We start from the raw sequence: 13,767 nt of genomic DNA on the forward strand, positions 1-13,767 counted from the left end.
ATGGAACACCAAATTACAAAACATATACTTTTTGAGTACCTGTCGGGTCGTGCGACCCCGCTCGAAAAACAGGCCGTTGATGAATGGCTGAAACGGGAAGAGAACGGGGAGCAGTTTCACCGCTGGCTCCTGGAATGGGAGCTACAGCAGCCCCAGTACCTACCCGACTCCGAAGCGGCTTTTTCTGCTCTGCTACAACGCATCGATGAGCAGGAGGAGAAAGTAGTACGCCCCCAGTTTGGCTGGGAGCCGTCCGTCCGGCGGCTCCCCCACTTCAACTGGCAGGTGGCAGCCTCCATAACTATCCTGCTCTGCCTGAGTGGATGGCTGCTGCGTAAACCGCTCCTTTACAAAACCTACCAGACCGACTACGGCCAGACCAGCGCCTTCACGCTCAGCGACGGTAGCCACGTTACCCTCAACGCCAATTCCAGCCTACTAGTACACCGTTTTGGATTTGATGGTACCATCAGGGAGGTTTTGCTGGAAGGGGAAGCGGAGTTTTCGGTCCGGCACACGCACGATAACCGCCGCTTCGTGGTCAGAACTTCCGACGAATTTCAGGTGGAGGTGCTAGGTACTGAGTTTTCGGTTTATGCCCGGCCCCGGGGTACCCGGGTGGCGCTGAGCCGGGGAAAAATTCGCCTGGACTATACCGAAGGTACCCAAAAGCGCCAACTGCTCATGAAGCCTGGGGAACTGGTCACCATGAACAAATCTAGAACGCTTACCCTGCAAAAAATTGAAAAGCCGGAACTGCAGTCGGTCTGGAAAGAGCAGCGATTTGTCTTTAACAATACCTCGGTGCAGGAAATATGCGCCCTGCTCCATGAAAACTTCGGACTGGTGGTGCGCGTAGCAAATGCCGAAATCGCGAATCGTACCATCACCGGCAACTTCAAAGCCCAGACCGCTGACGACCTGCTGGATGTACTGAAAGAAGTACTGGATTTGCAAATAAGAAAAGAAAAAAACAAGCTATTCCTGCATAACTCTGAATCAAGCCTAAATCCGATATACTAATGAATAAACTACTACTCCTAACCCGAAACCTTGGCCTGGTTATCCTGCTGACCAGTCAGCTCAATGCGGCCGTCTTTTCACAGACCCTGGCTTTTGTCCAGCAGCAGCAGCCGACTGCACCAGCCCCAAAATTAGTCCAGCTCAAAACCGTTCTTCTCTCCTTACAGGAACACTACGGTATTGAAATTGTGTTTGAAGACCGGCTCGTGTCCAGCCGTACCGTCGCTGGCCAGTCTATTGACTATTCGTTGCCGATAGAGAGTAACCTGGAAACTATTCTTCGACCGACGAGCCTGCGTTACAAGAAAATCCGGAAGGGTACCTACGTTATTACCGAAAGCAAACCCAGCCGGGAAGTACCCGCCCAGGAAGTAAAAAGCCGGGCCGACAGCCGCGTCCTGGTCGAAAAAAGCAGCTCTTTATCAAACATACCCTTGGTCATTGTAGCAGGAGCAGAAGCCCCCAAACGAATAGTGTCAGGTACTGTCCAGGACGAGTCTGGAGCTAATCTACCCGGGGTGAGCGTGGTTCTGAAAGGTACCCAGCGGGGTACCACTACCAATGCCGATGGGCAGTTTCAGCTGGAGATACCAAATGAAAGTTCAACACTGGTTTTCAGTTTTGTGGGATACCTAAGCCAGGAGGTAGTAGTTAGCAATCAGACTAGTCTATCTGTTACCATGGCCCCAGACAACAAGCAACTCGAAGAAGTAATTGTGGTAGGGTATGGTACCCAAAAGAAGCGGGACTTAACCGGTGCTATTTCCAGCATTTCCAGCCGGGATATCGCCGAAACACCGTCGTCCAACTTCCTCCAGAATGCGCAGGGCCGACTGGCGGGGGTGGATATTGTGCGCACGAATGGTAATCCGGGTTCAGCGCCTACCATTCGCATCCGGGGCAACCGCTCCATCAACGCCAGCAACAACCCGCTGTATGTGATTGATGGTATACCGACGGATGTGAGCATCAACGATTTCAACCCCAACGACATTGAGTCTATGGAGGTATTGAAAGATGCCAGTGCCGTGGCCATTTACGGCTCACGCGGGGCCAATGGGGTTATCCTCATTACTACCAAGAAAGGGCAGGCCGGGAAGGCCGTCATTAGCTACGATGGCTACTACGGCATCAAGAAAGCCCAGAAAAACCTGAACCTGATGAATGGCGAACAGTTTGCGCAATATTCCAGAGTAGCGAGGGGTATTGATGCCAATGATGCCAATAAGGACAATACGTTTTTCAGTACGCTGGAAATTGATAATCTGAAAAATGGCGTGGAAACCAACTGGCTGGATCTCATCCTGCGCGACGGACAGCAGCAGCAGCACCAGATTTCGGCCAGCGGCGGCAACGATAACACGATCTACTACCTGTCGGGAGCTTTCTACGACGAAAAAGGAATTATGCAGGCTAGCGATTACCAGCGCTACTCTTTCCGGGCCAATATCGAGACTAAACTCACCGAACGACTTCGGGTTGGCGTTAGTTCGACGGTATCCAGCGATTTGCAGAACACCATGTCCAACGGCCCCTATACCAATGCCTTGCAGTTTTCGCCGCTCGTGCAGCCCTACGATACCGATGGTAATTTCATTGCCTACCCCAATCCCCGCGAAGGCCTGCTCACCAGCCCGCTGCTGCAATACCAGCCCGGACAATTTACCAACGAACGCAGAAAGTACCGGGTATTTGCCAATATTTTTGCGGAATATACCTTCATGGAAGGCCTGAGCTACCGCCTTAATTTCGGTCCGGACTTTAGTACTTCGCGCCAAGGTGAGTACAATGGTACCCTGGCCGGCAGCGCCAATACCGCCGAAGTGACTAACCAGCAAAACTTTGCCTATACGCTGGAAAACATCCTGTCTTTCAACCGCAAGTTCGGAGAGCATTCGCTCAATGTGGTTGGCCTTTTTAGTACCCAAACCAATCGCTTCGAGTCGTCGGGAGCTGCCGCCCGCAATATCCCGGTGGAGTCTTCCCTGTTTTACAATTTGGGTAGCGCCGAAACGGTCACCGGCATCAACAGTTCTCTCACCAAATGGGGACTGCTCTCCTACATGGGAAGGGTTAATTATAGTTTCAAAGACAGGTACCTGCTCACCTTGACCGGTCGGGCGGATGGTTCTTCCCGCCTCTCCCAGAAGAACAAGTGGGCCTTTTTTCCATCGATATCGGCAGGTTGGGTGATTACGGATGAAGCCTTTATGAGCAACGCGAAGGCCATATCCTTCCTGAAACTGCGGGCGGGCTACGGGGCCGTAGGGAACACCTCCATATCGCCCTACCAAACCCTGGGCGGATTGGAACGCTCCGTGTATGCCTTTGGGAATGACCCGGCCTTTGGCTACGCCCTCAATGTAATCCCGAATCCTGATCTGCAGTGGGAAATTTCCAGCACGGTCAACATCGGCATGGATTTCGGCCTGTTGAACGACCGCCTGACGGGTTCGCTGGAAGTGTACAAAACCAACACCACCGACCTGCTTCTGAACCGATTGATCCCCATTACCTCCGGCTATGAGTCTATTTTGCAAAATATTGGCTCGACCAGCAATCAGGGTTGGGAGCTATCGCTGAACGGAAATATTCTGCGCTCACCCGGTGGATTTAAGTGGGAGGCTAATCTGAATGTGTTCAGTAATAAGGAAAAAATCGTCGAACTCTTCAACGACAAGGATGATGTGGGCAACCAGTGGTTCATCGGGCAACCCATCAGCGTTTTTTATAATTTCAAACAGGAGGGTATCTGGCAGACCAGCGAAGCCGATGAGGCCGCCAAGGTGAAGCAGAAGCCGGGCGATATCAGGATCGTGGACGTAAACGGCCGCGATGCCGAAGGCAACCTAACCAATCAACCCGACGGGGTTATCAACGCCGATGACCGGACGGTCTTGGGTTCTACGGTACCCAAGTGGAGCGGCGGGTTGACCAACCGGTTGAGCTATAAGGGGATTGACTTCTCGTTCCTGGTCTATGCCCGGCAGGGTCAATACATCCGTAGCGACTTCCACAACCTGGGCGGTAACAACTGGCAGGGTCGCTACAATGGCATTAATTTTGATTACTGGACTTCTACCAACGCTGTCAACAAAATTCCCCGGCCCAATTCCGCCGCCGCGCCCCTGTATTCCGATGCAATCCGGTTCTTCGATGGTTCTTTTGTAAAAATCCGGAACATTACCCTGGGGTATACCATTCCAAAAGGTATTACTTCTAAGATCAGGATAAACAGTCTGCGTCTGTACGCCACGGCCGACAACGCCCTGATTTTCTCACCCTACAAGCTGGTAGACCCCGAAACGGCCAATGGCATCGTGGGGGGTAGCTCCCCAATGACCTCCGCCACCTACGTGTTTGGTCTGAACCTTAAATTCTGAAATCCTTACTGACATGAAAAAGAACTATATTTTATTCAGCCTGCTGTCTGTATTTGTCCTTCTTACTTCTTGCAATGATATCTTGGAAGAAAATCCGGTAGGGTTGGCCACCGCCGAAAGCTACTACGCCACCCCAAAAGGCATTGAGGATGGCCTGAAAGCCACCTATTCAACGCTGCGCAGATTTTATGGACTCGAATACGCGTTTTTCCTCACCGTGACCGGAACCGACATGTACACCAACGGGTTCGGTGGTGCTACCAACAACCCGGACTACAACAATTACTCACCCAATTTCCTGGGGTCCAGCGCCTATGTCAAAACCATCTGGGACACTTTCTACGTCGGGATCAACCAGGCCAACGCCGTAGTGAGCCGGGCTCCCAGAGTGGTGGGGCTGAGCGAGGCCGAACGCAACCGCATCGTTGGGGAAGCGCGCTTTCTGCGAGCCCTCTACTATTTCCATCTGGTACAGCAATTCGGCGATATCCACTTTACGCTGGACGAAACCCAGGGGATCGAAACGGAGGCCAAACGGACGCCGGTAGCGACTGTGTATCAACAGGGTATTTTGCCTGATTTACAATTCGCCGTGGCCAATTTGCCCGCTAAAACGCCGGTCTACGGACGGGTTACCAAACATGCCGCCGAGGGGCTACTGGCACGGGTACAACTCACTTTGGGCAACTGGGCCGAAGCCGAAAAAATGGCCGCCGCGGTAATTAGCAGTAATGATCATTCACTGGTAAAAAACTACGGTGATTTGTGGGACATTAACAAGGAGCTGAATCCTGAGGTGATCTGGTCGGTGCAGTACACCGACAACCCACTTACCAACGGAAATGGCAATCAGGGGCACATGTTTTTCATATTTGACTATACCCTCAATCCGGCCATGACCCGCGACATTACCAATGGACGTGCTTTCCAGCGGTTTATGCCCACCAACTACACCCTCAACCTGTTTGACCTGAGTAAGGACAGTCGTTTTGATGGCTCCTTCAAGACCGTTTGGCTGGCCAATACCAAAGCGACCATCAATGGCAAAACCGTCCAGCCCGGCGATACCGCGATCAAGATCGTGATGCGCCCCGTGCCCGACGCCCAGCAGAAAGCCGCTCCTTACTGGCTCATCGACTACAACAACAAGTGGGTGGCGAGCGTAACGGACCCATTGGAAATCGGAGGATCGAACCGGCGTCAGTTTCCGAGCCTGAAAAAGTACCTGGATCCCCTGCGCACCAGCGTCAATGCGGTGGACGGCCGACGCGATTTCATCGTGCTTCGCCTGGCCGAAATGTACCTGATTGCCGGAGAAGCGGCTTTCCGGCAGGGCAATCTGGCCAAAGCCGCCGAGTACGTCAATGTAGTGCGCACCAGAGCGGCCCTGCCCGGGAAGGTAGCCGAGATGCAGATTACCAGTACTGATCTGAGCGAGGAATTTTTTCTGGATGAACGAGGGCGCGAACTCGCCGGTGAAATGCACCGCTGGTACGATCTGAAGCGCTCCGGCAAGTTTTTGGAACGCCTTAAAAAGTATAATCTGGATGCAGCCGTCAATGTAAAGGAAACGCATCTGGTACGGCCCATTCCTCAGACGCAGATAGACCGCGTGACCAACCCCGGTGATTTCCTGCAAAATCCGGGATACTGAATTTTAATGATAGAATGAGTGAATTACGGCTGGTTTGCGTCTGCGACGCGAACCCATGAGGCGCGCGTTTAAAACCGGGGCGCGTAGCCGCTCAACACAACCCGTTCGCGTCACAAACGCAAACGAGAATGTCACAGATTCAAACCAGCCACCAAATAACATCTATGATAAAAAAGAGTCTATTTACAAGCGTCGCGCTCCTGAGTCTATGGTGGATTCTCAGCAGTCTGTGGGTACAAAAGCAGCCACCCAATGTACTCTTCCTCTGCATCGACGACCTTCGTCCCGATCTGAACTGCTACGGCAATGCAGAGGTACACTCGCCGAACCTGGATGCCCTGGCGGCGGAGTCTACCCTTTTTACCCGGCACTACGTCACCCAGCCTACCTGCGGGGCTTCGCGGTATAGCTTGCTGACCGGCCAGCGCCCGACCAGGCCCGTCCACCTGACCAATGCGGCCATTGAGAAGGAGATCAGCGGTAAAGCCCGTACCAATACGCCCGAAACCTTCGTGGATCATTTTCGGCGCAACGGCTACTATACGGTAGGCATTGGCAAGATCAGTCACTCGGCCGATGGCTACGTGTATGGCTACGAAGAGCCCAAAAGCGATAAGCTGGAACTCCCCTGTAGCTGGGACGAGATGCTGTTTGATCCGGGCAAATGGGTAACGGGCTGGAATGCCTTCTTTGCTTACGACGACGGCTCCAACCGCCAAAGCCACAAGGGGCAAGTGAAGCCCTACGAAAGCGCCGACGTACCCGACGAGGGCTATCCCGATGGGCTGAGCGCCCAACTGGCAATGAATAAATTGAAGGAATTGGCCGAAAGAAAGCAGCCGTTTTTTCTGAGCGTCGGCTTTTTCAAACCGCACCTGCCTTTCAATGCTCCTCAGAAATACTGGGATTTGTACGATGAAGCGAAGCTTTCAATAAGCCCCTCGCCTACCATTCCAGAAAACGTCAATCCGGCCAGTCTGCACAACAGCGGCGAGTTTAACGGCTACAAGGCGGGTGAAGAGCACCCCGCGCTGAACAGTCCCGCGTCGGATGCCTATGCCCGCCAGCTACGCCACGGATACTACGCCAGCGTCAGCTACACGGATGCGCAGGTGGGAAAGGTACTGGCCGAATTGAAACGTCTGAAACTGGACAAAAACACGATTGTAGTGGTATGGGGCGACCACGGCTGGCACCTGGGCGACCACCGTGTGTGGGGCAAGCATACCATCTTTGAGCGGGCTCTCCGGTCGGCGCTCATCGTGAAAGCACCGGGTAGTACCGCCGGACAGCAACGGGAAGAGATTGTCAGCAGCGTGGATATTTACCCTACCCTGCTCGAACTTTGCCAGCTAAAACCTGCCACCGAACTAGACGGAAAAAGCTTCGTCAGCTTGCTAAAAAAGAAAAAGGCACCCGCTTGGGACAACGTAGCGTATAGCTACTTCAACCGGGGTATCAGCGTACGTACCGACCGCTATCGCTTTACGAAGTACTTCCGTAAGCAGGAGCCGACGGTAGAGCTGTATGACCATACCACCGATCCAAATGAAAACCATAACATTGCCGGGCAAAACCCGGAGGTTGTGGAAAGACTAACGCCTATTTGGGCAAAAGGAAATACCGGCGTGTATAAATAAGCGGGGATAATGCCAGGATATTTCTGGCTCATTAGCCTTTATCGTACAGTAGGACATCGTTCAAAGCCATAGGCCCGGAGGGCCGACACCTTAATAGTAAAATGGCAATAAACAGACAAAGCCCCAGCGGGGCGACACCAGACTACCACAGATTTGTACATATCCTTCCAGCGAAATCAAGATCATTTAAAAATTACATTTTCTATGCAAATCCGATCACTCCTTACGATACTTCTGTTTCTTATTTCGCCCTTGCTATTCGCCCAGAAACCCAACATCATCGTCATCATGGCCGATGACCTGGGGTACAGCGACATCGGCTGCTACGGCTCCGAAATCCAAACGCCTAACCTGGACGCCCTAGCGGCGGCTGGCGCGAAGTTTACGCAGTTTTATAACGCCGCCCGCTGCTGTCCCAGCCGGGCTTCTCTGCTCACGGGCGTGTACCCCCATCAGGCGGGTATGGGCAAAATGGTGGTAACCTCAGCCATCAAAAACCGCGACCCTGAAACACCCTATCAGGGCTGGCTCAGCCGCAATACCGTCACGGTGGCCGAGGTACTTAAAAACGCCGGCTACCAGACCTACATGTCGGGCAAGTGGCACGTGGGCGAAGAGCGCCCCGACTGGCCCCTGCAACGCGGCTTCGACAAGTACTTTGGCCTCATCAGCGGGGCCAACAGCTACTACCGCCTGCTGCCGGGAAGGCTGATTCTGGAAGGTAATGAACCCTACGAAATACCCGCAGGCTTTTACTTTACGGATGCCATTTCCAAAAAAGCCGTCGACTACATCGGTACCGCCTCGGGCAAACCTTTTTTTATGTACGTAGCCTACACGGCTCCGCACTGGCCCCTGCACGCGCCCGAGGAGGAAATGGCCAAGTACCAGGGCAAGTATATGAAAGGCTGGGACAAACTCCGGCAGGAACGCCACGCCCGGCAACAGAAAATGGGCCTGCTGCCCAAAGATCAGGCGCTATCTCCGCGTGACCCTTCACTCCCTGCCTGGGAAGATGCCAAGGATAAGAAAGAATGGGATCAGAAAATGACGGCCTACGCGGCCATGGTCACGCGCATGGACAAGGGCATTGGACAGATCGTGGCCAAACTCAAAGCCACCGGCCAACTGGATAATACGCTGATCATGTTTTTGTCGGACAACGGCGCTTGCGCCGAAGAACTGGACGGACGCGCCAAACGCGACCTGGGCGAGGAAGCCTACGAGCGTTCGCTCGTTACCCCGCCCGGCGACAAGGGCTCCTACGTAGCCTACGGCAAAGAGTGGGCCAACCTGGGCAACGTACCCTTCCGCCTGTACAAAAGCTACACGCACGAGGGGGGCGTATCGAGCCCGTTGATTGTTCACTACCCTAAGCTCATCAAGAAGTCTTTTCAGACCGATCAGGTCGGTCATATCATGGATATCATGCCCACCTGCCTGGAACTGGCCGGGGCTACCTACCCCACCAACTACGACGGCCATGCCATTAAGCCCGTGGAAGGCAAAAGCCTGCTGCCCATCCTTCAAGGCGAAACCCGCACACCGCACGACTTCATTGCCTGGGAGCACTTCGATAGCCGGGCCATTCGGCAGGGCAGTTGGAAACTGGTGTGGGCTAAGGAACAGAAAAAATGGGAGCTGTACGACTTGGCCAAAGACCGCGCTGAAATGAATGACTTAGCCAGTTCCAAACCTGAAAAAGTTAAGGAATTACTGTCGAAGTACAACACCTGGGCCAGCCGGGTGGGGGTGAATGAGTAGTTACCGCATCATTTTCTTTATTACACATATGCTTTACTTCTAGGTAATAAAGATTTTTTCTAACAAACCCTACGGCCTACTAATTCTCCCGGACTAATCTCCCACAACAAAAAGCCCGTGCACACACGGGCTTTAGAAATTTACAGATACTACCTACCTAAAGTACCGCTCCGCCAACCGTATAATCGTGGGCCAGTTCAGTCCGGACGTGTGGCCACCCGCGAGCTGATGGTAGGCCAGGTCGCCGCTGATGAGGGTAGTTTCTAGGGCGGTGAACTCCTGCCTACCCAGCCCCTTCTTGCCGAGTAGCTCGTATACCTCACCGGCCGCGGCCATAAACATGCCAATGGCATCCACCCAGGCGTCGCCCTTGTCGCCACTACTGATGAACACCGGGCGCGGCGAGCTGATAGCTATCAGTGGTGGGAGTTGACGGGCAGGTCGTTGCAGCCGAGCGGACAGGCGTACTTGAGGTATTTACCAGCCATCCAGTGGTATTCATTGGCGGCTGCCACGTTCTCCACCAGGTCGCCCCAGTTGCGGCGGTGCCAGGCTGCACCGCCTGCTAAACTCCAAACTCATTCAAAACCCCGGCTATTGACAGTACACCAACTTTCGGGAAGTATGATTATCTTCACTACCTAAACTACCGAACGCTAATTTGAAATAATATACCTGATGAAAAGAGTAACCATAAAGTATGCAGCACTGGGGCTGTTAGGAGGTTTGTGCCTGAACGCCATCAATTCCCACGCCCAGCCCAAGCCCCGGCAGATCAGCGGTATTTACCCCCACCTGGCCTACTACAACAACGAAGGCGAGTGTGGGACCGGTGCCGTGGTACCCTGACCGGCTGTGGGTGGTCACCTACGGCCCCCACCTACCCCTGGGTTCCTCAGACAAGCTGTATGAAATCACAACCGATTTGCGAAAGACCATTCGTCCGGAAAGCGTGGGCGGTACCCCCGCTGACCGGATGATTCACAAAGAGAGCAATCAGCTGTTTATTGGTCCCTACGCCATTGATGCGCAACGGAAGGTACGGACCATTCCCTACAAGAATGCCCCGGGCCGGTACACCGGCCTGGCCCGCCACCTCACCGATCCGGCCAATAAAATTCTGATCGCCACCATGGAAGAGGGATTCTATGAGCTGGATGTACACAGCCTTAAAACCAAAATGCTCTACGAAGATGCCAACGTGAAGCATGAGAAAGGCGACGATATCTCGACCAATCAGCCCGGTACCCTACTACCCGGTGCCCACGGAAAAGGGTACTATTCTGGACAGGGGGTAGCGGTGTATTCCAACAACGGCGAAGCCTCCCCGGAAGCCCTCAAACAGTTTGATATCCTTTCGGGCGTACTGGCCGAATGGAATGGCAAAGACTGGAAGGTGGTGCGCCGCAGCCAGTTTGTGGAAGTAACCGGGCCCGGCGGAATCTACGGCAATCCCAACCCCGCTACCGACCCCATCTGGGCCACCGGCTGGGACCACAAGTCTGTGTTGCTGGGGGTACGGGATGCCGCTCAGGGATGGAGCTTTTACCGCCTGCCCAAGGCCAGCCACAGCTACGACGGAGCCCACGGCTGGAACACCGAATGGCCCCGCATCCGGGACGTGGGTACCTCCACCCAGCCCGACTACCTCATGACCATGCACGGCATGTTCTGGAAATTCCCCCAGTCTTTTACCGCCAAAAACACAGCCGGTATCCGGCCCCGCTCGGCTTACCTGAAAGTCATCGGAGACTTTACCCGCTGGCAAAACGGCCTGGTCTTTGGCTGCGACGATTCGGCCCAGAAGGAATTTTTGAACAAGCGCAAAATGAAGGGCGACATCGAAGGGCCCGGACAATCCAACTCCAACCTGTGGTTTACCTCCTACTCCAAGCCCGACGAACTGGGTCCCAATACCGCGCAGGGTGCCGTGTGGCTTTCCGAAAAAGTGGGCACCAACACCCCCTCCGAGCCGTTCCTGTTTGCGGGATGGGATAAGCGCATGGCCTGGATCAACAACGAAGGTACCCAACCGGCCACCTTCACCTTTGAAACAGATCGAAATGGGACGGGGAACTGGAAAACACTGAGCTCCGTCGAGGTAGGTGCAGGACAGGCCGCTACCGTCACCTTTGCTACCAGTGAGGCGGGCGAATGGATCCGGGTAATGAGTAATCAACCCACAACCGCCACGGTCAACTTCAACTATACCGATGCTTCCCGCTATCAGAAGTCGCCGGATGGTATGTTTAAAGGCATCGCTCCGATTGGAAGCCAGAATTATACCGGCGGACTGATGTACGGTTTGGGCAATCACCGTCGCGCTCTGGGCATGCTGGCCGGAAAGCTCTCGAACGGCACCTTCACCGAAAGTGGCTACTACGAACTCGACAGCGCCCTGAATCTGGTAAAAAAGGACGATCCCAAAACCGCGCAGTACATCAGCCAGAAGTTTGCAATACCCAAAAATGTACTCACCGTAGAGGATGCCTCGGTACTCATTGTGGACGATAGCGGGCGCCGATGGAGGCTTCCGCTTGGCCATCAGGACTTTACCGGGAAATCACAAAAGGCCGTCCTGCGGATTGACCGCGAAGTAGCCACCGAGCGTGACTTACTCAATGCCCACGGTACCTTCTACGAACTACCCGCCGAAAACGCCGACGGCTACGCCAAAATGCGACCCGTAGCGTCACACGCCCTGGCTATCCATGACTACGCTTCCTACCGTGGTCTGCTGGTCATGACGGGTCTGGATGCCAATGCTTCGGCCGGTGAACATATCATTACTTCCAGGGATGGCCAGGCCAAAATCTGGGTGGGTACCATTGATGATCTGTGGAAGTTGGGCAAGCCCGTCGGACAGGGTGGGCCCTGGAAAAATTCCCGCGTGAGCGCCAATACGCCTTCTGACCCGTACCTGATCGGTTTTTATGACAAGAAAAGTATGAAACTATCGCATGCCTCCAATCAGCCGGTAACGTTCAAAATCGAAGTAAATCCGATCGGTCACGGTCCGTGGATGACCTACCGGGAGGTGACCGTAAAGCCCGGAGAAACTTTTGCCTATACCTTTCCCGAGGCCTTCCAGGCCCGCTGGATCCGGTTTGTGGCTGATAAGAACTGTGAGGCTACGGCATGGTTGGACTATGAATAACGTGAAGAGGGCATTTGCATGAAAGTCTTTAATTTTATAAAAGTGGAGAATGCAATTGAAGTATTTTCGCACAAATTATCACCTTACTTAGAATTTCTGGATTATGAAAATCAACTCACGACGAGACTTTCTTAAAAAATCTACCCTGGGTGCGTCAGCACTGGGAGTAGTTGGGCTACCCGCCGCCATCGCTGTCCCCAACCAAAATAAGCGCGAAGTATGGGTGGCTACACTCACCCAGTATGGTATGGAAGGCAAAAACTACCAGGAGGTAATTCAGGCCGCGCTGAAACAGATGGAGAATGCTCTCCCCTGGTCACCCGACATCATTTGTCTGCCGGAAGTTTTTCACGTAGCCGGAGTTAAGGGAGGGCGCCCTGCGGTGGAAGAGGCCGCTGAAGACGGAAGCGGTCGGATTATTGGCCCATTTCAGAAGTTTGCTATCAAGCATAACTGCTATGTTATATGCCCCGTTTATGCCAAAGAAAACGGACTCCATCACAATAGTGCCTTTGTCATAGGCCGCCGGGGCGAGGTGGTTGGTACCTACCACAAAATTCGTCCTACTACGGGCGAGATGGAAAATGGATTGGCTCCGGGCCCATTGGATCCGCCTGTATTTAAAACCGACTTTGGCACCATCGGCATTCAGACCTGCTTCGATATCGAGTGGTCCGACGGCTGGCGTCGTCTGAGAGAGAAGGGGGCGGAAATGGTGTTTTGGCCGTCGGCCTTTCCGGGCGGTAAGATGGTCAACACCATGGCCTGGCTCAATAAGTTTCCTGTCATATCCAGCACCCGCAAAGGTACCACTAAGATTTGCGACATTACTGGTGAGGAGCTAGCCGTGAGCGGTAGCTACAGCCGCTGGGGGGTATGTGCGCGCATCAATTTGGAAAAAGCCTTTTTACATACGTACCCTTATAACCGGCAGTTTCCCGCCATCCAGCAGAAATACGGCAAGAAAGTGAAGATTTATACCCTGCACGAAGAAGAATTCTCCATCATTGAAAGTTTATCGCCCGACGTGAAGGTAGCCGATATTATGAAAGAATTCGGTTTGAAAACTCACGAAGAACACATGCAAATCGCCGAAATAGCGCAGAAAAAATTCTGGTCGTAAAATTTCCAGAAGTCGACCCTGTC

7 protein-coding genes and 1 pseudogene are annotated in these 13,767 nt (G+C 53.5%); 7 read left to right on the forward strand and 1 reads right to left on the reverse strand.

The annotated features are described in order from the left end of the window. The 5 genes from VGN67_RS18470 (at nucleotide 1) to VGN67_RS18490 (ending at nucleotide 9,464) form a co-directional block, all read left to right on the forward strand. The gene (locus tag VGN67_RS18470) at nucleotides 1-1,023 is read left to right on the forward strand and encodes a FecR family protein (RefSeq protein ID WP_327488340.1); all 1,023 of its coding nucleotides are present in this window, start codon (nucleotides 1-3) and stop codon (nucleotides 1,021-1,023) included. Continuing rightward, complete coding sequence (locus tag VGN67_RS18475) at nucleotides 1,023-4,406, forward strand: TonB-dependent receptor (protein WP_327488341.1); 3,384 nt, start codon at nucleotides 1,023-1,025, stop codon at nucleotides 4,404-4,406. The genes VGN67_RS18470 and VGN67_RS18475 overlap by 1 nt, the downstream gene beginning before the upstream one ends. Before the next feature lie 13 nt (nucleotides 4,407-4,419). Then, nucleotides 4,420-6,060, forward strand: coding sequence for a RagB/SusD family nutrient uptake outer membrane protein (locus VGN67_RS18480; protein ID WP_327488342.1), 1,641 nt, complete (start codon nucleotides 4,420-4,422; stop codon nucleotides 6,058-6,060). Nucleotides 6,061-6,224: 164 nt separating this feature from the next. Continuing rightward, the gene (locus tag VGN67_RS18485) at nucleotides 6,225-7,700 is read left to right on the forward strand and encodes a sulfatase (RefSeq protein WP_327488343.1); all 1,476 of its coding nucleotides are present in this window, start codon (nucleotides 6,225-6,227) and stop codon (nucleotides 7,698-7,700) included. A 204-nt stretch (nucleotides 7,701-7,904) separates the two neighbouring features. Further along, nucleotides 7,905-9,464: an arylsulfatase gene (locus VGN67_RS18490; RefSeq protein WP_327488344.1), complete on the forward strand. Its 1,560-nt coding sequence runs from the start codon at nucleotides 7,905-7,907 to the stop codon at nucleotides 9,462-9,464. A gap of 153 nt (nucleotides 9,465-9,617) precedes the next feature. On the opposite strand, the gene VGN67_RS18495 is transcribed toward VGN67_RS18490, so the two are convergent. Next, the gene (locus VGN67_RS18495) at nucleotides 9,618-9,857 is read right to left on the reverse strand and encodes a hypothetical protein (protein WP_327488345.1); all 240 of its coding nucleotides are present in this window, start codon (nucleotides 9,855-9,857) and stop codon (nucleotides 9,618-9,620) included. A 285-nt stretch (nucleotides 9,858-10,142) separates the two neighbouring features. Here VGN67_RS18495 and VGN67_RS18500 point away from each other — a divergent pair. Continuing rightward, nucleotides 10,143-12,621, forward strand: a pseudogene (locus VGN67_RS18500) (hypothetical protein). A 103-nt stretch (nucleotides 12,622-12,724) separates the two neighbouring features. After that, nucleotides 12,725-13,744 carry a carbon-nitrogen hydrolase family protein gene (locus VGN67_RS18505; protein WP_327488346.1) on the forward strand — a complete coding sequence of 340 codons (1,020 nt, stop codon included), beginning with the start codon at nucleotides 12,725-12,727 and terminating at the stop codon, nucleotides 13,742-13,744. The last annotated feature ends 23 nt before the right edge of the window (nucleotides 13,745-13,767 follow it).

The organism is Telluribacter sp., from assembly GCF_035998675.1.
Taxonomy (GTDB): domain Bacteria; phylum Bacteroidota; class Bacteroidia; order Cytophagales; family Spirosomataceae; genus Telluribacter.

Excerpts from the sequence above, each read along its gene's own strand:
- VGN67_RS18470 (WP_327488340.1), top strand. The coding sequence starts at position 1 with ATGGAACACCAAATTACAAAACATATACTTTTTGAGTACCTGTCGGGT.
- VGN67_RS18475 (WP_327488341.1), top strand. The coding sequence starts at position 1,023 with ATGAATAAACTACTACTCCTAACCCGAAACCTTGGCCTGGTTATCCTG.
- VGN67_RS18480 (WP_327488342.1), top strand. The coding sequence starts at position 4,420 with ATGAAAAAGAACTATATTTTATTCAGCCTGCTGTCTGTATTTGTCCTT.
- VGN67_RS18485 (WP_327488343.1), top strand. The coding sequence starts at position 6,225 with ATGATAAAAAAGAGTCTATTTACAAGCGTCGCGCTCCTGAGTCTATGG.
- VGN67_RS18490 (WP_327488344.1), top strand. The coding sequence starts at position 7,905 with ATGCAAATCCGATCACTCCTTACGATACTTCTGTTTCTTATTTCGCCC.
- VGN67_RS18505 (WP_327488346.1), top strand. The coding sequence starts at position 12,725 with ATGAAAATCAACTCACGACGAGACTTTCTTAAAAAATCTACCCTGGGT.